Annotated in this window: 22 protein-coding genes; 9 read left to right on the forward strand and 13 right to left on the reverse strand. The window is 68.3% G+C overall.

The window, feature by feature from the left end; all coding sequences use genetic code 11:
- Window positions 1-35: 35 nt before the first annotated feature.
- From ACGFNJ_RS08915 to ACGFNJ_RS08940, 6 genes are all read right to left on the reverse strand, one after another.
- Window positions 36-1,517 carry a DHA2 family efflux MFS transporter permease subunit gene (locus ACGFNJ_RS08915; RefSeq protein WP_393445092.1) on the reverse strand — a complete coding sequence of 494 codons (1,482 nt, stop codon included), beginning with the start codon at window positions 1,515-1,517 and terminating at the stop codon, window positions 36-38.
- A gap of 78 nt (window positions 1,518-1,595) precedes the next feature.
- A complete protein-coding gene (locus tag ACGFNJ_RS08920; RefSeq protein WP_393445094.1) occupies window positions 1,596-2,255 on the reverse strand; it encodes a PadR family transcriptional regulator in 660 nt (219 codons plus the stop codon).
- A 222-nt stretch (window positions 2,256-2,477) separates the two neighbouring features.
- Window positions 2,478-3,194 (reverse strand): ABC transporter permease, encoded by a 717-nt coding sequence (locus ACGFNJ_RS08925; protein WP_393445096.1) that lies wholly within the window; start codon window positions 3,192-3,194, stop codon window positions 2,478-2,480.
- A complete protein-coding gene (locus tag ACGFNJ_RS08930; RefSeq protein WP_393445098.1) occupies window positions 3,191-3,859 on the reverse strand; it encodes an ABC transporter permease in 669 nt (222 codons plus the stop codon). The genes ACGFNJ_RS08925 and ACGFNJ_RS08930 overlap by 4 nt, the downstream gene beginning before the upstream one ends.
- 49 nt (window positions 3,860-3,908) lie before the next feature.
- Entirely contained in the window at window positions 3,909-5,060 is a 1,152-nt protein-coding gene (locus ACGFNJ_RS08935; RefSeq protein ID WP_393445100.1) for an ABC transporter ATP-binding protein, read from the reverse strand.
- Between the two features lie 9 nt (window positions 5,061-5,069).
- Window positions 5,070-5,954, reverse strand: a complete 885-nt coding sequence (locus ACGFNJ_RS08940; protein WP_393445913.1) for an ABC transporter substrate-binding protein — start codon at window positions 5,952-5,954, stop codon at window positions 5,070-5,072.
- Window positions 5,955-6,198: 244 nt separating this feature from the next.
- On the opposite strand from ACGFNJ_RS08940, the gene ACGFNJ_RS08945 reads away from it, so the two are divergent.
- Window positions 6,199-7,092 (forward strand): glycine betaine ABC transporter substrate-binding protein, encoded by an 894-nt coding sequence (locus tag ACGFNJ_RS08945; RefSeq protein WP_393445102.1) that lies wholly within the window; start codon window positions 6,199-6,201, stop codon window positions 7,090-7,092.
- A gap of 40 nt (window positions 7,093-7,132) precedes the next feature.
- On the forward strand, window positions 7,133-7,354 hold the full coding sequence (locus tag ACGFNJ_RS08950) for a hypothetical protein (protein WP_393445105.1): 222 nt from the start codon (window positions 7,133-7,135) through the stop codon (window positions 7,352-7,354).
- A gap of 3 nt (window positions 7,355-7,357) precedes the next feature.
- Here ACGFNJ_RS08950 and ACGFNJ_RS08955 read toward each other — a convergent pair whose 3' ends face one another.
- The 4 genes from ACGFNJ_RS08955 to ACGFNJ_RS08970 all read right to left on the reverse strand — a co-directional run bounded on the left by ACGFNJ_RS08955 (window position 7,358) and on the right by ACGFNJ_RS08970 (window position 12,088).
- Window positions 7,358-8,569, reverse strand: coding sequence for an NADP-dependent malic enzyme (locus tag ACGFNJ_RS08955; protein WP_174567721.1), 1,212 nt, complete (start codon window positions 8,567-8,569; stop codon window positions 7,358-7,360).
- A gap of 480 nt (window positions 8,570-9,049) precedes the next feature.
- On the reverse strand, window positions 9,050-10,852 hold the full coding sequence (locus tag ACGFNJ_RS08960; protein ID WP_393445108.1) for an FAD-binding protein: 1,803 nt from the start codon (window positions 10,850-10,852) through the stop codon (window positions 9,050-9,052).
- Window positions 10,853-10,970: 118 nt separating this feature from the next.
- On the reverse strand, window positions 10,971-11,183 hold the full coding sequence (locus ACGFNJ_RS08965) for a hypothetical protein (protein WP_393445110.1): 213 nt from the start codon (window positions 11,181-11,183) through the stop codon (window positions 10,971-10,973).
- A gap of 50 nt (window positions 11,184-11,233) precedes the next feature.
- A complete protein-coding gene (locus tag ACGFNJ_RS08970; protein ID WP_393445112.1) occupies window positions 11,234-12,088 on the reverse strand; it encodes a PHP domain-containing protein in 855 nt (284 codons plus the stop codon).
- Window positions 12,089-12,151: 63 nt separating this feature from the next.
- Between ACGFNJ_RS08970 and ACGFNJ_RS08975 the strand changes: the two genes are divergently transcribed.
- The gene (locus ACGFNJ_RS08975) at window positions 12,152-13,228 is read left to right on the forward strand and encodes a magnesium and cobalt transport protein CorA (protein ID WP_393445114.1); all 1,077 of its coding nucleotides are present in this window, start codon (window positions 12,152-12,154) and stop codon (window positions 13,226-13,228) included.
- Between the two features lie 7 nt (window positions 13,229-13,235).
- Here ACGFNJ_RS08975 and ACGFNJ_RS08980 read toward each other — a convergent pair whose 3' ends face one another.
- Genes ACGFNJ_RS08980 through ACGFNJ_RS08990 form a run of 3 tightly spaced genes read right to left on the reverse strand, consistent with a single transcriptional unit; the run spans window position 13,236 to window position 15,287 of the window.
- Window positions 13,236-13,817, reverse strand: a complete 582-nt coding sequence (locus tag ACGFNJ_RS08980) for a suppressor of fused domain protein (RefSeq protein ID WP_069164252.1) — start codon at window positions 13,815-13,817, stop codon at window positions 13,236-13,238.
- A 3-nt stretch (window positions 13,818-13,820) separates the two neighbouring features.
- Window positions 13,821-14,312, reverse strand: coding sequence for a general stress protein (locus ACGFNJ_RS08985; RefSeq protein WP_393445117.1), 492 nt, complete (start codon window positions 14,310-14,312; stop codon window positions 13,821-13,823).
- 12 nt (window positions 14,313-14,324) lie between these two features.
- Window positions 14,325-15,287, reverse strand: a complete 963-nt coding sequence (locus tag ACGFNJ_RS08990) for an HpcH/HpaI aldolase/citrate lyase family protein (protein WP_393445119.1) — start codon at window positions 15,285-15,287, stop codon at window positions 14,325-14,327.
- A gap of 55 nt (window positions 15,288-15,342) precedes the next feature.
- On the opposite strand from ACGFNJ_RS08990, the gene ACGFNJ_RS08995 reads away from it, so the two are divergent.
- The 6 genes from ACGFNJ_RS08995 to ACGFNJ_RS09020 all read left to right on the forward strand — a co-directional run bounded on the left by ACGFNJ_RS08995 (window position 15,343) and on the right by ACGFNJ_RS09020 (window position 21,393).
- Window positions 15,343-16,629 carry a magnesium transporter MgtE N-terminal domain-containing protein gene (locus tag ACGFNJ_RS08995; RefSeq protein WP_393445121.1) on the forward strand — a complete coding sequence of 429 codons (1,287 nt, stop codon included), beginning with the start codon at window positions 15,343-15,345 and terminating at the stop codon, window positions 16,627-16,629.
- A 48-nt stretch (window positions 16,630-16,677) separates the two neighbouring features.
- Window positions 16,678-17,238, forward strand: a complete 561-nt coding sequence (locus tag ACGFNJ_RS09000) for a DUF1003 domain-containing protein (RefSeq protein WP_393445915.1) — start codon at window positions 16,678-16,680, stop codon at window positions 17,236-17,238.
- 120 nt (window positions 17,239-17,358) lie between these two features.
- Complete coding sequence (locus ACGFNJ_RS09005; protein WP_393445123.1) at window positions 17,359-18,816, forward strand: lytic transglycosylase domain-containing protein; 1,458 nt, start codon at window positions 17,359-17,361, stop codon at window positions 18,814-18,816.
- 114 nt (window positions 18,817-18,930) lie between these two features.
- Window positions 18,931-19,800 carry a lytic transglycosylase domain-containing protein gene (locus ACGFNJ_RS09010; protein WP_393445125.1) on the forward strand — a complete coding sequence of 290 codons (870 nt, stop codon included), beginning with the start codon at window positions 18,931-18,933 and terminating at the stop codon, window positions 19,798-19,800.
- Between the two features lie 19 nt (window positions 19,801-19,819).
- Window positions 19,820-20,956, forward strand: coding sequence for an Mrp/NBP35 family ATP-binding protein (locus ACGFNJ_RS09015; RefSeq protein WP_393445127.1), 1,137 nt, complete (start codon window positions 19,820-19,822; stop codon window positions 20,954-20,956).
- Between the two features lie 62 nt (window positions 20,957-21,018).
- Window positions 21,019-21,393 (forward strand): DivIVA domain-containing protein, encoded by a 375-nt coding sequence (locus tag ACGFNJ_RS09020; protein WP_393445129.1) that lies wholly within the window; start codon window positions 21,019-21,021, stop codon window positions 21,391-21,393.
- Window positions 21,394-21,461 lie beyond the last annotated feature (68 nt).

Below are 21,461 nucleotides of genomic sequence, written 5' to 3' on the forward strand. Positions count from 1 at the left end.
GCTGGTTCGCTTGCGGGGCACCGTGGTGTCGGGGTTCAGGCGGCTATCGAGTCGGCCTTGGCGGGTTCGTCCTGCGGGCCGGGTTTGGGGGCTTGGCCGTGGCGGATGAAGAGGGCCGAGGCTACGAGTCCGATGAGGAGGACACCCGCGGGGAGGAGGGTGGACTGGCTGAGGGCGGTGCTGAAGGCGTCTTTGACGAACTCGGGGATAGCACCTTGGCCCGCACCACCTTCGGACACCTTGCCGCCGCCGAGGCCGTTGGCGCTCATCCGGGCGGCGACCAGGGCACTGATCGCGGCGCTGCCGAGCACCGAACCGACCTGGCGGGTGGTGTTGTAGACGCCTGCGCCCGCGCCCGCCTGCTGGACCGGCAGGTTGTGGGTGGCGGTGGAGGCCAACGGGGCCCAGATGCAGGCGTTGGCGAAACCGGCCAGCCCGGCCGAGACCAGGAACCACACGATCGAGGAGCCCGGAGTCATCAGTGCCGAGAACCAGAAGATGGAAACGGCGAACAGCGCGAAGCCGACGGTCGGGGCGATCCTCGGGTGCCAGCGGTCGGCGAACTTGCCGATGAACGGCGCGAACACGCCGGTCACGATGGCCATCGGCGCGAAGACCAGCGCCGACTTGGTCGGCGAAAGATCGCGCACGGCTTGTAGATAGAAGTACGTCGGCACCATCAGTGAGGCCACGGTCGCGCCCATCGCGGCGATGGCGACGGCCGAGAGAGCGAAGTTGCGATCCTTGAACAGGCTCAGCGGCACCAGCGGCTCACCGGTGTTGCGGGCCTGGTTGACCACGAACGCCACCAGCACCGCGAGTCCGGCCACGATGAGTGCCCAGATCACCCAGTCCCAATCACGGGTGTTGCCCTCTTGCAGGCCGAACACCAGCAGGAACATGCCTGCACCGCTGAGCACGACGCCGGGGATGTCGAACTTGTGCTCGTTGGTCGGCAGCGAAGGCACCAACCAGACCGCGAGCGCGAAGGCGACGATGCCGATCGGCACGTTGACGTAGAAGATCCATTCCCAGCTGAGCCCGTCGACGAGCACACCGCCGAGGATCGGGCCGACCAGCGTGGCCAGGCCTGCGACACCACCCCACAGACCCATGGCCGCGCCGCGCTTGTCCGGCGGGAAGGTCCTGGTGATGACGGCCATGGTCTGCGGCGTCATCAACGCCGCGCCGATGCCCTGCAGCGCCCGGGCGGCGATCAGCATGCCGATGGTGCCGGACAGGCCGCACCACAGTGAGGCGGCGGTGAAAATGAACAGGCCGATCAGGTAGATGTTCTTGGGCCCGAACCGATCACCGAGCCTGCCGGTCACCAGCAGCGGCACCGCGTAGGCGAGCAGGTAGGCGCTGGTCACCCAGATCACGCTGTTGATGTCGGTGCGCAGGTCCTGCATGATCGCCGGGTTCGCGACCGCGACGATCGTCATATCCAGCAGGATCATGAAGAAGCCGACAACTAGCGCGACCAGCGCCAGCCACGGATTGCGTTGTGTGGTCATTGCTTCGGATTTCCTATCTCGGCGGTGCTCGGTGGCGAGCAAAGAAGTTTGTGGGGCGACGTCGTTGCGACATCGCCGTCAGGGCGGAGGCGCGGTTCCTGGACGCTGCTCGGCAGGCGACGGGTGCTGTCCGTTGCCTGCTCGCACACCGGTGGTCGCGTCGAAGTCCTCCCATTCCAGTGCGCCGCTGTCCAATTCGGCCATGAAGCTGTGCACCCAGGCGATCTCCGCGCTGAGCATGGCGCGCAGGTACGGCAGGGTGACGTAGTAGCGGCGCGGCACTTGCTGCTCGGCCGCCCAGTCGAGCATCGTCTCGACATCGACGAGTTCGGCTTCGAGGTGCCCGATCCGCTCCCCGAGCAGTCCGAGCACATCGTCCTTGGGCAGGTTGTGCGCCTCGGCCAGTGCAATCGGGAACATCGGGTACTCCGGCATCGGGTACCGCATGATCTCGGCGATCCTGGCGCGCAAGGCCTCGCGGCCCGCCGCCGTGATCCGATAGGTGGTGCGTTCGGGCCGATTGCCTTCTCGGTCGACCCCTTCGGACCGCACCAGTTCCTGTTCGGCCAGGCGCGCCACCGTGTGGTACAGCGAGCCGGGCCGCACTTTGACCAGGAGGTCTTCGCGCCGCGCGATCAGCAGCTGATACATCTCGTACGGATGCATCGGCCGCTCTTCGAGCAGCGCGAGCACGGCGATCGCCAGTGGCGTCACCGCCTGGCGAGCCTGCTGCCCCATTGTTCGTCACCTCCTGCCGATCGCTCGCGCCCGGTGCGCGAACCGGAGCGTCGGTTGCGAGGGGAACGCTAGCCCCGCCCTCCGACATGCTCCACCCCAAATACTCCATGTGGAATATACGACGCGGAATAGACACCCGCAAGACGGTTCTTCCGGTAAGAAACGTGATCGGCGACATAAAAATGCCCGCCCACCGAGGGTGGGCGGGCGGACCGGCGCAGGTCAGCCTGCGGACTGCGCGCTGAGGTCGGCGGTGGTGGGCAGCACAGCGGCGCGGCGCAGCCTGCCGGTGCCCGGCGTGCTCGCCCACACGGTGATGGCGAGCAGACCGTCGAGAACCACCGCCAGCACCGCGACAAGCACAGCGCCGACGAGCACCCGGTCGTAGCGATGGAGGCTGAGTCCGTCGAAGATGTAGCGGCCGAGACCGCCGAGGTTGACGAACGCCGCGATGGTCGCGGTGGCGACGACCTGCAAGGTGGCCCCGCGCAGCCCGGTCAGCAGAATCGGCATGGCGTTGGGCACCTCGACCCGGAACAGGATCTGCCGTTCGGTCATCCCCATCGCCCGCGACGCATCGACGACATCCACTGGCACATTGGCGATTCCGGCGTACGCGCCGGCCAGCAGCGGCGGGATGCCGACCGTGATGAGGGCGAGCAGCGGCGGGATCAACCCGAGGCCGAGCAGCAGCACCAGGAAGGTGAGCAAACCCAGGGTGGGCAACGCCCGCATGGCATTGGCGAACCCGACGAGCAGCGCGGCACCGCGCCGCGTGTGGCCGATCACCAAGCCGAGCGGCACGGCGATCACCGCAGAGCTGAGGATGGTGAGGAAGCTGTACCAAAGATGTTCCAGCAGACGGTGTTCGATGCCGGCAGGCCCGGTCCAGTGCGCACCGTCGGTGAAGTAGTGCCAGGCGTCGAGGAAAAGGTTCATGCGCCTGCGCCTTTCGCTTGCCCGGCCTCGGCGTCGGCGCGCACCCACGGTGTGGCCCAGCGACCGAGACCGTAGACCAGACGGTCGAAGATCAAGGCCAGCGCCAAAATCACGATGATGCCCGCGACGATCTCGTCCGGATAATCACGCTGGTAGCCCTGAGTGAACAGCTTGCCGAGCCCGCCGACACCGATCAACGCGCCGACCGAGACCATGGCGATATTGGTGACCACCACCACCCGCAGGCTGGACACGAAAACCGGGATGGCCAAAGGCATGTCGACGGTGAGCGTGCGCCGCACCGAGCTGAACCCGACCGCGTCGGCGGCATCGACCACCTGGGCAGGCACCGAATCCAGCGCGGCGGGCACCGCGATGACCAACAGCGCCGTCGAATACACGGTCAGCGCGATGATGACGTTCAGCGGGTCGATGGCGGAAATCCCGACTATCGGCGGGATGATCACGAAGAGCGCCAGCGACGGGATCGTGTACGCCAGGCTCGCCACGGTGACCGTGATCCGGCGCAACCAGGGCACCCGGCGGATCAACGCGCCGACGGGCACCGCGATCACCAGCCCGAGCGCCAACGGCACAAGCGCAAGGTACAGATGGGTTTTGGTGATCCCCATGATCTCGGCGAAGTTGTCGATCAGGTAGTTCACGTCGCCCTACCGGTTTCGCTCCGCCACGCCGACCACCGTTCTCCGATGCTCATTGCGCTTGTTCCTGCTCGAAGAAGTGCCGATTGCGTTCGGCGTCCTCGGTCGCCCGCTGCCCCGCCAACTGCTGCAGCACCTCGGTGGCGAGCACCACGCCCCGGACCGCACCCGAATCATCCACGGCGACACCGACTCCGGAGGGCGAGGAGATCGCCGCGTCCAGCGCTTGGCGCAAATCGCCGGTCGGCGTGAACAGCGAACCGCCCGCGGAGGTGCTCTCCGCCAGCGAGTGCCCGGCGCGCACCGCCTCGACGCCGGTCACATCCACCCACCCGGACGGCTTGCCGTCGGCGTCGACGATCAGCACCCAGTCGCCGCGATCCAACCGGAGCGCCGCAACCTCGGCCGCGGTGACAGTCCGGATGTCGTGCAGCGGAACCTCTTTCGCCGTCCGGAAGGACAGGCCACGGTAGCCGCGGTCGCGTCCGACGAAATCGGCGACGAAATCGGTGGCGGGCTGGGCGAGCACGCGTTCGGGTGCGTCGTACTGCTGTAGCACGCCACCCCGCCCGAACACCGCGAGCCGGTCGCCGAGGGTGATCGCCTCGTCGATGTCGTGCGTCACGAACACGATCGTCTTGCATAGTTCGGCTTGCAGCCTTCGCATTTCGAGCTGCAGCTCGGCCCGCACCACCGGGTCGACGGCGCTGAACGGCTCGTCCATCAGCAACACCGGCGGGTCGGCGGCCAGCGCCCGTGCCACGCCGACCCGCTGCTGCTGGCCGCCGGACAGCTGCGCGGGATAGCGCCCGGCCAGCGACCGATCCAGGCCGACCCGGTCGAGCACCTCGAGCGCCGCTGCCCTGGCTGCCTTGCGCGAATCACCGCGCAGCACCGGCACGGTCGCGACATTGTCGACGACCGTGCGGTGCGGCAGCAACCCGCCGCTCTGGATCACGTAGCCGATACCGAGGCGCAGCTTGACCGGATCGACGGCTGAGATGTCCTGCCCGGCAATGGTGATCGTGCCCGCACTGGGGGTGATCATCCGGTTGATCATGCGCATCGAGGTGGTCTTCCCGCAGCCGGACGGGCCGACGAACACGGTGAACGACCCCGATTCGATGCGCAGATCGAGCTCGGTGACGGCGTGCGTGCCGTCCGGATAGATCTTGCTGATACCGCGGAACTCGATATCGGACAACGCTTTCCCCTACCCGATCGGCGTATTCAGCCCTTGGGCGTTCACCCACGCCACGGCAGCGGCCTTGGGCTCGGTCTTGCCGGCACCCGAGACGGCCTCGTTCAGCTTGATCAGCTCGGCGGTGGTCAGCTTCGCCGAGGCGACGTTGAGGGCGGCGAGCACCTTGTCCGACTTCTTGGCCGCGTTGAGCAGCGGCACCACGTTCTGCGCGGGGAAGTTGTGCTTCGGATCCTCGAGCACCACCAGGTTGTTCTGGGTGATGGCAGGCGAGGTGGTGAAGATGTCGGCCGCGGTCACCTGGCCGTCGACCAGCGCACGCACCGTCGCCGGGCCGCCGCCGTCGGCGATCGGCACGAAGTTGCTCGCGGCGATGTCGAGGTTGTAGTTCTTCTTCAGCCCCGGCAGGCCGCCCGCGCGTTCCTGAAACTCCGCAGGCGCACCGAATTTCACCTCGGCGGCGTGCGCGGCCAGGTCGGCGATGCTCTTCAGGTTCCAGCGGTCGGCGGTGGCGCGGGTGACCACGACCGCGTCGGAGTCTTCGCCTGGCGCCGGGGTGCCGATGGTGAGATCGGCGCCGAGCGCCGTGGCCAGCGCGCTGTCCACCTCGGCGGCGCTGGTCGCGGTGGCGTTCTTGTCCAGGTACTGCAGCAGGTTGCCGGTGTACTCCGGGATCACCGAGATCGCGCACTCGCGCACCGCAGGAACATAGGCCTCACGGCTGCCGATGTTCAGCTTGGTGTCGACCTTGAAACCGTTGACGCGCAAGACCTCCGCGTAGATGTTCGCGACGGTCTCGGACTCGGGGAAGTTCGCAGAGCCGACGATGAGCCCCTCCCCCGCACAGTCGCCCTTGCTGGCTAGCGGGTCGGAATTGCCACACGCGGACAGGATCATGGCGACGGCCAACGCGGCGGCGGCAACGAGGAAACGCGTGGCGCGCAGCGCTAACCGCAGCGCCGACCGACCGTGCCGCGCGGCATCGGGGGTGATCGAGGTTTTCACTGGAGTCCTTCCGGCATGACGGGCAGTGCGAAGGTCCGGGGCGCGACAGCCACCGGTACATTCTGGGAGTCCATACTGCCCGCTTCAGGGTGTTCCTGTTAGCTCTGTCGATCTCTCGGAGAGTTGGTGTCGCCGGATGGTGGTGGCCGCGTCGCTGCGCAGGCTCGCGCGAATTCTCGTCGTTGCGACCGCCGCAACGGCCGTAGCCTGCGGAAACGGTGAGCACGGCGCACCGATCACGGTCGGTGCCGGTGATTCGATCGAGTCGAGGCTGCTCGCCGAAATTTATGCGGGCGCATTGGCTCGGACCGGCGCGCGCACCTCGCTGGCTACCGATCTCGGCGGCCGCGCGGACTATCTGGCCGCCCTCGACGCCGGTCGAGCAACAGTGGTCGGCGAGCACACCGGTGCGCTGCTCGCGTTCCTCGACGCGAAGGCGACCGACCGGCTGCCCGACAAGGTTGCTCTCGCACTGAGCAAGTCGCTGCCGGAAGGACTGGTGGTGTCCGATCCCTCCGACGGCACCGACCTGCGAGCGCGGGTGCTGCTCACCGCGGCGGCGGCCGCACAGGACAGCGTGCAGTCGGTCGCCGATCTCGGGCCGAAATGCGGCGGGCTCGTCGCAGGCGTGGCCTCGGCGCCAGGATTGCTGCCCGCGCCGCCGAGCGTCGCACAACCCGCAGGCTGCGTGTTCGCCGACGTGGTGCCGTTCGCCGACCCGGCCGCGCTCCGAAAGGCATTGCTGGACGGGCAGGTTCAAGCCGGGCTGCTGACCGGCCCGCCGACCGCGGCGCCGGGAGCGACGGACGGGCTGACCGTGCTGTCGGACACCACCTACGCGGTACGCGCCGAGAACGTGCTGCCGCTGTTCCGCAAGGGCGCGCTCGACGCTCGACAGATCAAGAAGCTCAATTACGTTGCGGGCGAACTCACCACCGACGATCTCGGCACCATGCTCCGCCGCATCCGGGACGAGCAGGCCAAGCCTGCCGAGGTGGCGCGCGCCTGGCTCGACGAGCACCTGCTGTAAACCGCACGCGCGGCACGGCGAACCGGCTAACGTCTGGCCGATGAGTATCAGGTTCATCGGCGGCTATGTGGCGCTCGTGGCGATCCTGCTGTTCGTCTGGGCGTCGTCCACGGACCGGAGTCCGGTGGTCGCCGTCTCGCTGCTCGCCGCGCTCGGCGCGATGATCGCCCTGAATCTGTGGGTCAGGATGTCGGCCCGCGCCGCCAAACAGAAAGCGCCCCGCCCGAATCGGGACGAGGCGCCTTCCGGCCAGCGAAGGTAACTGCTAGGCAACGCCTTCGGCGCGCGCTGCGGCCGCGACGGCCTCGGCGACGGCAGGGGCGACCCGCGGGTCGAGCGGGCTCGGCACGATCTTGTCCGGGCCGAGCTCGTCGGCGACGACGCTGAGAATGGCATCGGCGGCGGCGATCTTCATGCCCTCGGTGATCCGGCGCGCACCCGCATCGAGCGCACCCTTGAACACACCGGGGAACGCGAGCACGTTGTTGATCTGGTTCGGGAAGTCACTGCGACCGGTCGCGACGATCGACGCGTACTTGCGCGCGACCTCGGGGTGAATCTCCGGGTCCGGGTTGGACATCGCGAACACGATCGACTCCGGCGCCATCGAGGCGATGAGCTCCTCGGCGATCAGGCCTGCGGACAGGCCGAGGAACACGTCGGCGCCCTGCAATGCCTCGGCCGCACCACCATTGAGCCCGCGCGGGTTGGTCCTGGTGGCCAGCTCGGCCTTCACCTCGTTGAGGTCGGTGCGCTCGCGGCTGACGATGCCCTTCGAGTCGAGCACGGTGACGTCCCGAACACCCGCGGCCAGCAGGATATTCGTGCACGCGACGCCTGCCGCGCCCGCACCGGACACCACGACCTTCAGGTCCGCGATGCCGCGACCCTGCACCCTCGCCGCGCCGTTGAGGGCGGCGAGCACCACGATGGCGGTGCCGTGCTGGTCGTCGTGCATGACCGGGCAGTCGAGCGCCTCGATGACCCGCCGCTCGATCTCGAAGCAGCGCGGCGCCGAGATGTCCTCCAGGTTCACCGCGCCGAAGCTGGGGCGCAGCCGGATCAGCGTCTCGACGATTTCGTCGACGTCCTTGGTGTCCAACACGATCGGGATCGAGTTGAGGCCTGCGAACTTCTTGAACAGCGCCGCCTTGCCCTCCATCACCGGCAGCGAGGCGCGCGGGCCGATGTCACCGAGGCCGAGCACCGCGGTGCCGTCGCTGACCACGACGACGAGGCGGTCGGTCCAGGTGTAGCGCTTGCACAGTTCCGCGTCCTGCGCGATCGCCCGGCTGACCTGAGCGACACCGGGGGTGTAGGCGATCGACAAGTCGCGTTGCGTTTCCAACGGCGAGCTGAGTTCGACCGAGAGTTTGCCGCCAAGATGCCCCGCGAAAATCTCGTCGTGCGTAATTGCGGAAAGGCTTGCTGCGGTGTCGGCGTGCGGGGCCGTGGTGGCATTCGGTGCGTCAGTCACAGGTGACACGATTTCACTCCTGCTCGGGTCGGACAAACCGGGGGACGGTTACCGCCGGGTATTTGGGTATTAAGGTCTTTTGATCGCTCCGCAGGCTGCTCGCCTGGGGATTCATAACGCTCATCGAGTGCGCTGACCGGTACGTTTCGAATCGGACGGCGGGTCGCGAAAACCCGTTGCCGATGTCGGTGACGTGGCGCGGCACTGATCCGCGGAGCGAGAGCCGGACGGGTGGGTCCAGACAGAACATGCGGCGTGATCCTCGGGTCACGACGGTGCGTCGCGAGGCGGAGATCTCCGTAACTCCAGTACCCGGCGGTGGCTTGGGTACGGAATCCGACACATTCTGCCAGCACGGTCAGCGACTTGCCAAACCGGTCGGGTTTACGCCGTGTCGCACGCACGTACCAAGGTTAAGGCGCGGGAATTACCCGGCGGTAAGCGAAAACTCGCAGGCAGCCGTGCTCGCGCGGTGAGTTGTCACATCGCGATCGGGTCGGCCGGTGTGAGATGTGCGGTGCCCTCGTCGTCTTCGGGCAGGATCTCCGGCGCGTCCGGCACCGCGGCCGAGCGCGCAGCCAACCGGATGGGCTCACGCAGGTGCGGCGCCCCTTTCCCGAACGTCTCGATCGTTGCCACGTCCCGCCTCGACACGATGCCACGCTCACGGCCTGCCACCACCGCGATCGGCCTGGCCGCCACGGGTGTGGTATCGCCGTCGAGTGCGCCGATCTCGCCCGCGTCGAGTGCCGCCTTCTCGCGGGCATCCGGGCGCACCCACACGGTGTCGAGCCCGCCCGACATCAGCCGCACCTGCCAATCGTCTTCGGCCCCAGGATGATCCGTGCGCCGGTGCATGCCACGGGTCTCGGTGCGCGCCAACGCGCTGTACTTGGTCCACCGCGCCACCGCAAGCAATGCCGCCGCCTGCCTGGCTCGTAGCCGGTCCAGACCGCTACCGCCGAGGTCGAATTCGGCGCCTGGCCACATCGTGTCGAGTTCGCCGATGCTGTCGTGCAGACTGCCCGCGCTGCGCCAGTAGCTGCGGCGCAACGGCAGCGTGTGCTCCTGCACGAGCCCGACCACCGCGCGCGGGTCGATCCGTGACACGGGATTGAGCCCGGCGCCGGGCACTTCGCGGACCGGAGCGCGTCGGTCGGCCGTGCGCGCATACCTGGCCGCGCCCGCGCCTGCCCACACGCCGGAGGCGATCGCCCATGCGCCGCCCTGTCCGCCGAACCCGCTCACCGCGCCGGTGATCGGTTCCCTGGTGGTCACGTCGCCCGCGCCGAACAGGCCGCCGACCGTGGTGGCACAGTCGCGGCCCGCGATCCGCAGACCGCCGGTGCCGCGCACCGTGCCCTCGAGGACGGCGCGCAGCGGCACCCTCCTGGTGTGGTCGACCAGGCCGTGCCTGGCCAGCCAGCCGCGCACCGTCTCGGGCACGTCATCGAGTGCCGCGAATACCCGGCGGCCGTCGGCGATCTCGGCGAAGGCGGCGGCGCGATGGCCGTCCAACGCCTGGCCCGACTCGTCGTAGAGCGTCGCGAAGTGCAGGGCGAGGCCGGGTGCCGAGTTCGCATGGTTCACCGGGTTCGCCACATTCAGCATCGGCGTCAGCCCGTATGCGCTGGAGAATTCCATCCCGGACAGCTGGGCGCCCGCCTCCGCGGCGAACAGCAGGCCGTCGCCGGTGTCCACGTCGGTGCCTGCGCCGCCGGACAGGAACGCGCACCCGCCGGTCGCCACCACGACGGCGCCGGCCCGGATGGTCCACTGCCTGCATTGGTTGTGCTGCTGCACGCCGGTCGCGCCCGCAACCATGCCGTCGCGATCGACAAGCAATTGCAGGGCGGGGTGATGGTCGAGGATGCGCACGCCCGCGTCGATCGCGCTACGGCGCATGCGGCGCAAATAGCTCGCGCCGTCGAGGTACACCCGCAGCGACGACCGGCGCCCACCGGGTCCCGCGCCGGGAAACCGGTAACCCCAGCGGGCCAGCTGCTCCACACGCTGATGGGTTTCCTCGAGGACCCGATGCATCCAGTCCTGGTCGCCCAGTCCACCACCGTGCGCGTAACCTCGGTGTACGGCCTCGTCTCTGGCAGGTCCAGGGGGGATGTTCCAGAGCGAGGTGGTGCCGTATGCCGTCGGACCGCTGGTGCCGCAGCGAGCCTTGTCGGCGAGCACGACGCGGGCGCCTGCGGCGGCGGCGGAGACGGCGGCCCAGGTTCCGGCGGGGCCTCCACCCAAAACCAGTACGTCCGTCTCGAGTTCCGTCACAAAGAGAAATATTCGGCCACAATTCACGTAGCCGCAACCATTACCGCGAATATCGGCGTTGTCGGTCTGATTCGTGATCAGTCCGTGGCCGAGACGGCAAAGTCTCAGCAGCCGGATATCAACTCCACCACTGCGTCCACAGCAATAGTCCAGCGACGATAAAAACAACCACAGATCCAGAAAAAGCCGCCAAACCCCGATGTCTATCCGAATAAATCTGTGCCGCAACCGTTATCACCGCTGACACGATGTGCCACGACACCGATTCGACGCCGGGACCCGGAAAATCCCGGCGCGCCGCGATCACCGCCGCGCCGACGATGACCAGCATGAGGGCGAAGGTTCCCGCGGCAACGACGCCACTGAGACCACGCAGCACTCTCACGAGACGACCACCGGCACCCCGGTCGCCTTGCCGACGAGCACCTCGAATTGCGCAGGATCGGTGGTGCAGTCGCCGAGCCGGATCGTCTTGTTGGCGCCGTGGTAATCCGACGAGCCGGTGGTGAGCAGGCCGAGCTCGGCGGCGAGTTCGGCCAGCACCTGGCGATCGTGCGCCGAATGATCCGGGTGATCGATCTCCAGTCCGCCGAGCCCGAAGGTGGCGAGCTCGCGGATGTCGTCGAGGGCAAGCAGCCTGCCCCGCTTGCGAGCCCTGGTGTGGGCGAGCACGCTGACCCCGCCCGCGGTGGCGATCATCTCGACCGCGCGGCGCAACGGCGTATCGGCCTTCTCGGCGTAGTACGGGCCGTGCGGCGCGAGCAGCTCCTCGAACGCGGCGTCCACGCTCGGCACCACGCCCGCGGCAACCAGTGCCCTGGCCAGGTGCGGGCGCCCCGCGGACGGGCCTGCCGACGCGAGCACTTCGTCCGGATCGATCGGTAACCCGTCGGCGACCATGCGCTCGGCCATCGCACGCACCCGCTCGACCCGCTCGCCGCGTAGCCGTTCCCGCTCCTCGGCGAAACACCGATCGGCCGGATCGAACAGATAGGCAAGCAGATGGACGGGGACCGGCCAGCCGTCCTCGCCGAGGCCGATGCACGACATCTCCATCCCGCGGACCAGCGTGAGCCCCTTGGGTAACGCCTCGACCGCCTCGGTCCAGCCCGACGTCGTGTCGTGGTCGGTGATCGCGATGACGTCCAAGCCGGCGGCCGCGGCGTTCCGTACCAGCTCGGCCGGAGTATCGGTGCCGTCGGACGCGGTCGAGTGGGTATGCAGGTCGATGCGCACGCCCTCCAGTCTTACAGTGTTCAGCCCAGCACCCGCACATCCAGGCGACGTAGCATCACGGACGTGCCATCTATTCCGCCGCTCCCGTCGTTTCGCGGTTCCGGCCGCGCGGCGCGGCCGCTGCCGCGCATCCCGGTGCCGACCGCACGGGCCATCGTCGACTGCGGCGTGTACGTCGAAGGGCGCCGACTGCCCGGCAGATTCACGCACCGGGACGCGCTCGCCGAGGTGCGCAACCGAGGCGCCGGCTTCGTCTGGGTCGGCCTGCACGATCCGGACGAGACCCAGATGGCCGATATTGCAGAGACTTTCGGCCTGCACGCGCTCGCCGCCGAGGACGCGGTCAAGGCGCATCAGCGCCCGAAGCTGGAACGCTACGACGACACGCTGATCCTGGTGATGCGGACGGTCGCCTACGTCGAGCACGAATTGCACACTGTCAGTGAGATCGTGGAGACCGGCGAGATCATGGTGTTCGCCGCACCGGACTTCGTGGTCGCGGTCCGGCACGGCGAGCACTCCGAATTGGCTACGCTGCGCAAGGAGCTGGAGTCCGATCCGGCCAGGCTGATGCTCGGCACCGGTGCGGTGCTGCACGGCATCGCCGATCATGTGGTCGACTCGTATATCGAGGTGGCGCAGTCGGTCGAGCTCGACATCGACGCGATGGAGGAAGAGGTCTTCACCCCGCGCAGCCAGGTCACCATCGAGTCGATCTACCAGCTCAAGCGCGAGGTGGTCGAGCTGCGCCGCGCGGTGACCCCGCTCGCGGTGCCGCTACAGATCCTCGGGCACAAGCCGGATGTGCCGCTGCCCAAGGAGATTCGCCGCTATATGCGCGATGTGGCCGACCATCACGCCGGCGTCTCCGAGCGGATCACCGACTTCGACGAGGCACTGAGCGCGTTGATCAGCGCGGCGCTCGCCAAGGTCGGCGTGCAGCAGAACACCGACATGCGCAAGATCTCGGCGTGGGTCGCGATCGCCGCGGTGCCGACGATGATCGCGGGCGTCTACGGGATGAACTTCACGCACATGCCGGGACTGGAGGCGACGTGGGGGTTCTGGATCATCATCGCGTTCACCCTTGCCATCTGCGTGGCGTTGTACGTCAACTTCCACCGCAACAACTGGCTGTAGCGGCGAATCACATTCTGGCCGCGCCCCGCTCGGGGTCGCGCACGTCGATGCCCGCCTCGGCCCACGCCTCGCGCAGTGCCTGCGCCCCGCGCACCCGGACCCACGCCGCCTCGGTGGCGGTCAACGGGGTCACCGCCAAATAGCGCACCGGCTCGGCCGGTTCGGGCAGCACCACCTCGGGAATGCCGCTGTCCCCCAACAACACCGCGGTGAACGGCGCGTTGTGCCACATCGGCTCGCCCAGATCCATCAGCGCATCGGCTTGCAGCACAACACCTTCCACCGCGGGCGCGGCGGCGAGCACGCCGAGCGTCTTGGCCAGACCCGAGCTCGCGCCCGCCGAGCCGCGCAGCGTCAGCACCAGCTCGGCCCTCGGGCCGCGCAGCGGATCGGCAAGCAGCGCAGTGGGATCGCCCATCGGATGCCGGGAACCGCCCACCGTTGCGTAATGCACCAGATCGCCGTCGACGATCCGCAGGATCTCGATCGGCTCCAACCCGAGAAACGTCACCGACGCCGAATCGACGCCGGTCGCCAGCACACCGAAATGGTCGAGCACACCGGTGCGGACCGTCGACACCACCTCCATGCGTCAGATGGCCAGCCGCGCAAGCATGTCCCGCGCCTGCTCCGCCGACTTCGGGTCGCACAGCACGTCGTAGCGTCCGGCCACCAACTGCATGGTCGAGGCGAAGTCGCGCTGCCCCTTGGTCGCCGCGTACGGGATCGAGGTCGAGATGACGCCGAAGATGACGCCGCCGACCAAGCCGACCGCCAGCGGTCCCCAGGTGCCGCTCGTGGTGAACAGGCTCAGCAACAGGCCGAGGAACAGGCCGAGCCACGCTCCGCTCACCACGCCGCCGCCGATGACCTTGCCCCAGGTCAGCCGGTACAGGACCCGCTCGACCTGCATGAGGTCGACGCCGACGATGGTCACGTCCTGCACCGGGAACTGCCCGTCGGCGAGGTAGTCAACAGCCTTCTGCGCCTCGGCATAGGTGGGATAGGAGCCGACAGGCCAGCCGGACGGCGGCGTCGGCAGGCCCTGCCGTGCGCGATTCGAGTTCCCCAAGGGATTCGTCATGTCTCTATTCTGCTATTCCGACCGGTTTCCTGGGGGCGTGAAACGCGTGGTGCGCGTCATTGCCGCGGCCCTGCCCTTTTCCGCGATCACCTGAGCCATTTTCGCGCTGGCCTCATCGATCATTTCGTCGCCGAGCATGACCGCCCCGCGGGCACCGCCGTCGACCGAGGTGTGGAAGGCGTATGCGTCCAGAATCAGTTCGGCCCGATCGTAATCCGATTGGCGCGGGCTGAAGATCTCGTTCGCCGCGTCGATCTGGCCTGGGTGCAGCACCCATTTGCCGTCGAAGCCGAGCGCAGCGGTGCGGGCCGCGGCCCGCCGGAAACCGTCGACATCCCGAATCTGCAGGTAGGGACCGTCGATCGCCTGCAGGCCGTGCGCGCGGGCGGTGAGCAGGATGGTCATCAGGATGTGGTGGTAGGCGTCGCCGGTGTCGTAGCCCTCCGGCTGTTCGCCGACCACCAGGGTGCGCATGTTGATGCTCGCCATGAAATCGGCAGGGCCGAAGACGAGCGCTTCCACCCGCGGGCTCGCGGTGGCAATGGCGTCGATATTGCGCAAGCCGAGGGCGTTTTCGATCTGCGGCTCGATGCCGATCCCGCCGACCTCGAGCCCGCTGGCCTTCTCCAGCTGAGTGAGCAGCAGATCCAGCGCACGCACCTGACCGGCGTCGGTCACCTTCGGCAGCAGGATCGCGTCCAGTGCCGCGCCCGCGCCCTCGACGACGGTGATCACGTCCGCGTAGGTCCATTCGGTGGTCCAGTCGTTCACCCGGACCACCCGCAGTGGCGCTGCCCACGCCGAGTCGTTGAGCGCCGCCACGATATTCGCCCGCGCCTCGGCCTTCGCGGCGGGCGCGACCGCGTCCTCCAGATCGAGAAACACCTCGTCGACGGGCAGCCCCTTGGCCTTTTCGATCATCTTGGTGTTGCTGCCTGGACAGGCGAGCACCGAGCGGCGCGGCTTCAAGATCACTCCCGTCGATCGTGGCGTGGTACGTCACCGCCCCCGAACCTCTAGCCTGGCAAGCATGGCAGCTACCAGGGTGTACGTCGCCAGGCTGGCCGGCCTGGTGGTGTTGGGGCCGGACGGCGAGTCTATCGGCCGGGTCAGGGACGTGGTCGTGGCCATCCGGTACGACCGCCAGCAGCCGAGGGTGCACGGCCTCGTCGTCGAATTGCCAACCAGGCGGCGCATTTTCGTGCCGATCCTGCGGGTGACCGCGATCGAACCCGGCGTGGTGACGCTGAACACCGGGACGGTGAGCCTGCGCCGGTTCACCCAGCGCCCCGGCGAAATGCTCGCGCTCGCGCAGATCGTGGACTCCTCGGTCCGGGTGGAAGATCCGGACCTGCCCGATCTCGCCGACATCGATGTCCTCGTCGTCGATCTCGGCATCGAGCAGACCCGCACCAGGGACTACCGGGTGACCAGGGTCGCCGTGCGCGGACACCGCAGGCTCGGGCGGCGGCGCACCGTGCACGTGGTGGATTGGATCCATGTCTCCGGACTCACGCCGCACGAAATCGACAGACCCGGCCAGGACGTCACCCAGCTGCTGGAACAGTTCGAGGGCATGCGGCCCGCCGACGTCGCGCACCTGCTGCGCGAGCTGCCGGAGAAGCGGCGGCTCGAGGTGGCCGTCGCGCTCGACGACGAACGGCTCGCCGATGTGGTGCAGGAGCTGCCCGACGACGAGCAGGTCGAACTTCTCGGCCACCTGGAGCGGCGCCGCGCGGCCGACGTGCTGGAGGCGATGGATCCCGACGACGCTGCCGACCTGCTCGGCGAACTTCCGGTCGGCGAGGCCGAATCCCTGCTCGCGCTGATGGACCCGGAGGAATCCGAACCGGTCCGCAGGCTGCTCGAGCATTCGCCGTACAGCGCGGGCGGCCTGATGACGCCGAAGCCGGTCATCCTGACGCCCTCGACCACGGTCGCCGAGGCGCTGGCCAGGGTGCGCAATCCGGATCTGACGCCCGCGCTCGCCTCGATGGTGTTCGTGGTCAGGCCGCCGACCGCGACCCCGACCGGTCGCTATCTGGGCTCGGTGCACATCCAGCAGCTGCTGCGGGAACCACCGGCGCATATGGTCGGCGGGATTCTCGACGCCGATCTGGCCCCGCTGCGTCCCGATGTGCCGCTCGCCGCGGTGACGCGCTATTTCGCCACTTACAACCTGGTCTGCGGGCCGGTGGTGGACGAGGAGAACCATCTACTCGGCGCGGTCAGCGTCGACGACGTGCTCGATCATCTGCTGCCCGACGACTGGCGTGATCAGGAAGAGCTGCACGAAGGGATTCACGGGCATGAGTGAACGAACCGGATGGCTGCGGGTGTTGCCGAGCGCCGGCGAGGCGCGAGCATGAGTGAGAAGGTCGGCACGCGCGGCAGGCTGGAGACACCGGTCGAATCACGGTTCCGCATCGATTGGGACGCCGAGGCGCTCGCGCGGAGCAGCGAACAGGTCGCGCGGTTCCTCGGAACCGGCCGCTACCTGGCCATTCAGACGATCATCGTGATCGTTTGGATTGCGTTAAACATCTTCGTCGTGGCATTGCGCTGGGATCCGTACCCCTTCATTCTGTTGAATCTGGCGTTCTCCACTCAGGCCGCCTATGCCGCGCCGCTGATCCTGCTCGCGCAGAACCGGCAGGACAACCGCGACCGGGTTGCGCTGGAGGAGGACCGGATGCGGGCCGCCCAGACGAAGGCGGACACCGAGTTCCTCGCCCGCGAACTCGCAGCATTGCGAATCGCGGTCGGCGAAGTGGCGACGCGCGACTATTTGCGCAGGGAATTGGAAGAGATGAAGGAGATACTGGATCGGATCGAGGGGGCGGGCAATCGCGAGCCGCGGCGCAAGAAAAGCTCCGGCCGAAAGCAGGGACCGGCCCCGGTTTCGCCGCCTGTAGCTGACGATTGACCGGAAATGCCAAACAACTACCTGACTGGTGGGTAACCTGGACTGCGTTGTCCCGAGCGGCGCCGGACAGGGGATGGTCCAGACAGCCGCTCTCACGACGTAGAGGATTGGTGTGGCCGAATGCGTATATCTGCTCCGATAACCGTCTCGGCCCTGGTCGTAGCTGGTCTTGTCGCCTCTGGTTCGGCCGCTGACCCTGCTACCTCGCCCGGCGCGCCCACCGCGCCCGAGGCCCTGCTAGCCGCGTCGACCAGCGCGACCGGCGGCAAAGACGACACCGCGACGGCCAGCGCGACCGGACTGTCCCGGACAGTCGGACTCCTTCCGGTGACCCAGGAGGCACCCCGCAAACTGCGGGCAATGACCCCGTCGGACGGTTCCGCGCCGTTTGCTGGGCGAGTGCCGCTGCAGGAAATCTCGCTGCCCATGGTCGGCGGCGCACTCGGCATCCCGGAAGTCGTGCTCGCCGCGTATCGCAACGCCGAACTCGCGATGGAGTCCTCCGCGCCGGGCTGCGGGTTGTCCTGGAGCCTGCTCGCAGGCATCGGCCGCATCGAGTCGGGGCACGCGGGCGGCGGGCGCACCGACGCCGCAGGCACCACGGTCACCCCCATCTACGGGCCCGCACTCGACGGCACGCTGCCCGGCAACGAGATCATCAAGGCGGCCAGCGGCGGCTATGTCCGCGCGATCGGGCCCATGCAGTTCCTGCCCGGCACCTGGAGCCTGTACGCCGCGGACGGCAACGGCGACGGGGTCGCCGACCCGAACAACGTCTTCGACGCCGCGCTCGCCGCGGGCAAGTACCTGTGTTCGGGCGGGCTCGACCTGCGTGATCCGGCACAGGAGCTGCGCTCGGTGCTGCGCTACAACAACTCGACGGCCTACGCGGCCAACGTGCTCAGCTGGGCGGCGGCCTACCGCACCGGCGGCGCTCCGACGCAGGTGACCATCTCGCCCGATCTGATCCCGCCGGGCAGCACGCCGGTGCAGGTGTCGGATATGACGGCGGTCAACACCTCGACGCCATCGACAACGGCCGCTGCACCGCCGCCCGCCAGCGCGACGACACCCACGCCGACTGAGGTGTTCATCACAATCCCCGGGCTGCCGCCGATCCCGTGTGGCGTGCTCTGCCCGGTGCTGCCGAAGCCACTGAATCCCTGTGACCCGGTCACGGTTCCGGCCCCGATGCCGCAGCCCGGCGAGCAGGCGCCTGCGGCCATCAGGCCGGCGGCGCCCGCGCAGGCGTTCGGCATCGGACCGGCCGCGCCGCCCAATCCCGCGGACCCCGCAGGACCGGCCGCCGCTCCTGCCGATCCCGCGCACCCGGAACAGCCCGTAGCGCCGGTGTGCACGGCGCCTGCACCCGCCCCCGATGCCGCCCAGCAGGCCCAGGCGCCGACGCCGGAGGCACCGCCTACTGTGGCGGTTGAAGCGCCGCCGACCGTGTCGGTGGAGACGGGTCCGACGGTCTCGACCGAACCGACGCCGAGCGCGGCGCCGGTGCCGACGCAGCCGCCGGGCATCACGCTGCCGTTCGGCGTCGTGATCCCGTTGCCTGCCCCGCCTGCCTGATCCGAAACTTCAGGCCACATCACAAAGAGATAACAAAAACATCTCGAATGCGGTAGCCTTCTCTTCGTCCATCACGAAGGGCTCACACCGAGCCAGTTGGAGGGTCACCGCACAGTGGGGCGTCATCGAAAACAGCCGGCCATCACCATCCGGCGCAGCTCCGTCCTCGCCCTGACCGGGTTGGTTCCCGCCGGACTCGCGGCCGTCACCGCCGCGTCCGACGTGGGCAGCCAGGCCGCCGCGGCAGTCGAACAGCACCTTCCCGGGGATGATCGGGACGAACAAGTAGGGGCCAGGCCGCAGGCCATCTCCGAAACCGTCGCCAAGACCGAATACGTCGAGCACGCGATGGCAAAGCAGCAGACCAAGCCGAAGCCGCAGGTGAAATCCGTTGCGCTGATGGAAGGTCGGCAGCGCGCCGACCTGCCCGTCGGTCCCGGCGGCGTACCGGGAATCGCGGTCTCGGCGTACCAGAACGCCGAACGCATTCTCGCGGAAGAGAATCCGACCTGCAATATGCCGTGGACCCTGCTGGCAGGCATCGGTCGCGTCGAATCCACGCACGACTACGGCGGCAAGGCCGACAACGACGGCAACCCGCTGTCGCCGGTCTACGGCCCGGTGCTCGACGGATCCCTGTACGGCAACAACGTGATTCGCGATACCGACGGCGGCGCGCTGGACGGCCTGGCCGGTTACGACCGCGCGATCGGCCCGATGCAGTTCCTGCCGCAGACCTGGACGCACTACGCGGCCGACGGCAACGGCGATGGCATCGCCGACCCGCAGAACCTTTTCGACGCGGCGCTGACCGCCGGAAAGTACCTGTGCGACGGCGGCCTGAACATGCGCGATCTCGCCCAGCAGTCCCGGGCGATCCTGCGCTACAACAACTCGATGGCCTACGTTGCCAACGTGATGGCCTACGAAACCTCCTACGCCACCGGCACCACACCCCGGCCCGGAGACCTGCCCAGAATTTGACACGCCTAAAATTCCTGCCATGCCAGTAGTTACGGAATCGGATGTGCGGGGTGCCCTCGCAAAGGTCGACGATCCGGAGATCCGCAAGCCGATCACCGAACTGGGCATGGTGAAAAGCATCGCGATCGGTGCCGACAGCAATGTCCACATCGAGGTCTACTTGACGACGGCGGGCTGCCCGCTGCGCACCGAGATCACCCAGCGGGTCACCAAGGCCGTCGCCGACGTGGCAGGCGTCGGCGCGGTCACCGTCGAGCTCGACGTGATGAACGACGAGCAGCGCACCACCCTGCGCAAGCAGCTGCGCGGCGACTCGGCGGAGCCGGTGATCCCCTTTGCCCAGCCCGGCTCGTTGACCAGGGTGTACGCCGTCGCCTCCGGCAAGGGTGGCGTCGGAAAGTCCAGCGTCACCGTCAATCTCGCCGCCGCCATGGCCGCGCGCGGGCTCTCCGTCGGCGTGCTCGACGCCGACATCTACGGTCACTCGGTGCCCCGGATGCTCGGCACCGACGCCCGCCCGACCCAGGTCGAGCGCATGATCATGCCGCCGCAGGCGCACGGCGTGAAGATGATCTCCATCGCGCAATTCACCAAGGGCAACACCCCGGTGGTGTGGCGCGGCCCGATGCTGCACCGCGCGCTGCAACAGTTCCTCGCCGACGTCTTCTGGGGCGACCTCGACGTGCTGCTGCTCGACCTGCCGCCCGGCACCGGCGACGTCGCCATCTCGATCGCCCAGCTGATCCCCGGCGCCGAAATCCTGGTCGTCACCACCCCGCAGCCCGCCGCCGCCGAGGTCGCCGAACGCGCGGGCGCCATCGCGCTGCAGACCAGGCAGCGGATCGCAGGCGTGGTGGAGAACATGTCCTGGCTCGATCTGCCCGACGGCACCAGGATGGATCTCTACGGTTCGGGCGGTGGCCAAGCCGTCGCCGATCGCCTGACCCGCGCGGTCGGCGCCCCGGTGCCGCTGCTCGGCCAGATTCCGATCGAGCAGGCGGTGCGCGAAGCGGGCGACGAGGGGACGCCGATCGTGCTGCGCGATCCCGACTCCCCCGCCGCGACGGCACTGCGCGGGGTGGCCGACAAGCTCGCCGTCCGCAAGCGCGGGCTGGCGGGGATGTCCCTCGGCATCGACACCACCCGGCATCTGTAGCTGGCCTACCGCCGCACCAACCGGTGCTTCACGGCGGCGGACGAGCCAATAAGCTCGGTCGCATGCTCACGTTGTTGTTGTACGTGCTGATCGTCGGTCTGGTGGCCGCGGTGCTGTTCCTCCTCGCGAGCGCGGTCTTCGGGCGGTCGGAGGAGCTCGGGCCGCTGCCCGAGGGGACGACGGCGACCGTACTGCCCGCGGAGGGAATTTCCGGGGCCGATGTGCGGGCGCTGCGTTTCCAGCAGGTGGTGCGGGGATACAAGGCAGGCGAGGTGGATTGGGCGCTGGCCCGGCTCGCCACCCGCATCGACGAGTTGCAGCATCAGCTGGCCGAGGCGCGCGCCGCACAGTGGCAGCCACCGGTCGCGCCGGAAGCGACGCCGCAGCCGCAGCCGCAGCCGCAGCCGCAGCCGCAGCCGCAGCCGAGCACCGACTAGCACGACCCACGCCCAGCTCGCGGTCCGATTTCCGCGAGCGGCAGCCGAAAGAATGTCGGTGCCGCACC

The sequence above is a fragment of the Nocardia sp. NPDC049149 genome, assembly GCF_043197455.1.
GTDB lineage: Bacteria > Actinomycetota > Actinomycetes > Mycobacteriales > Mycobacteriaceae > Nocardia.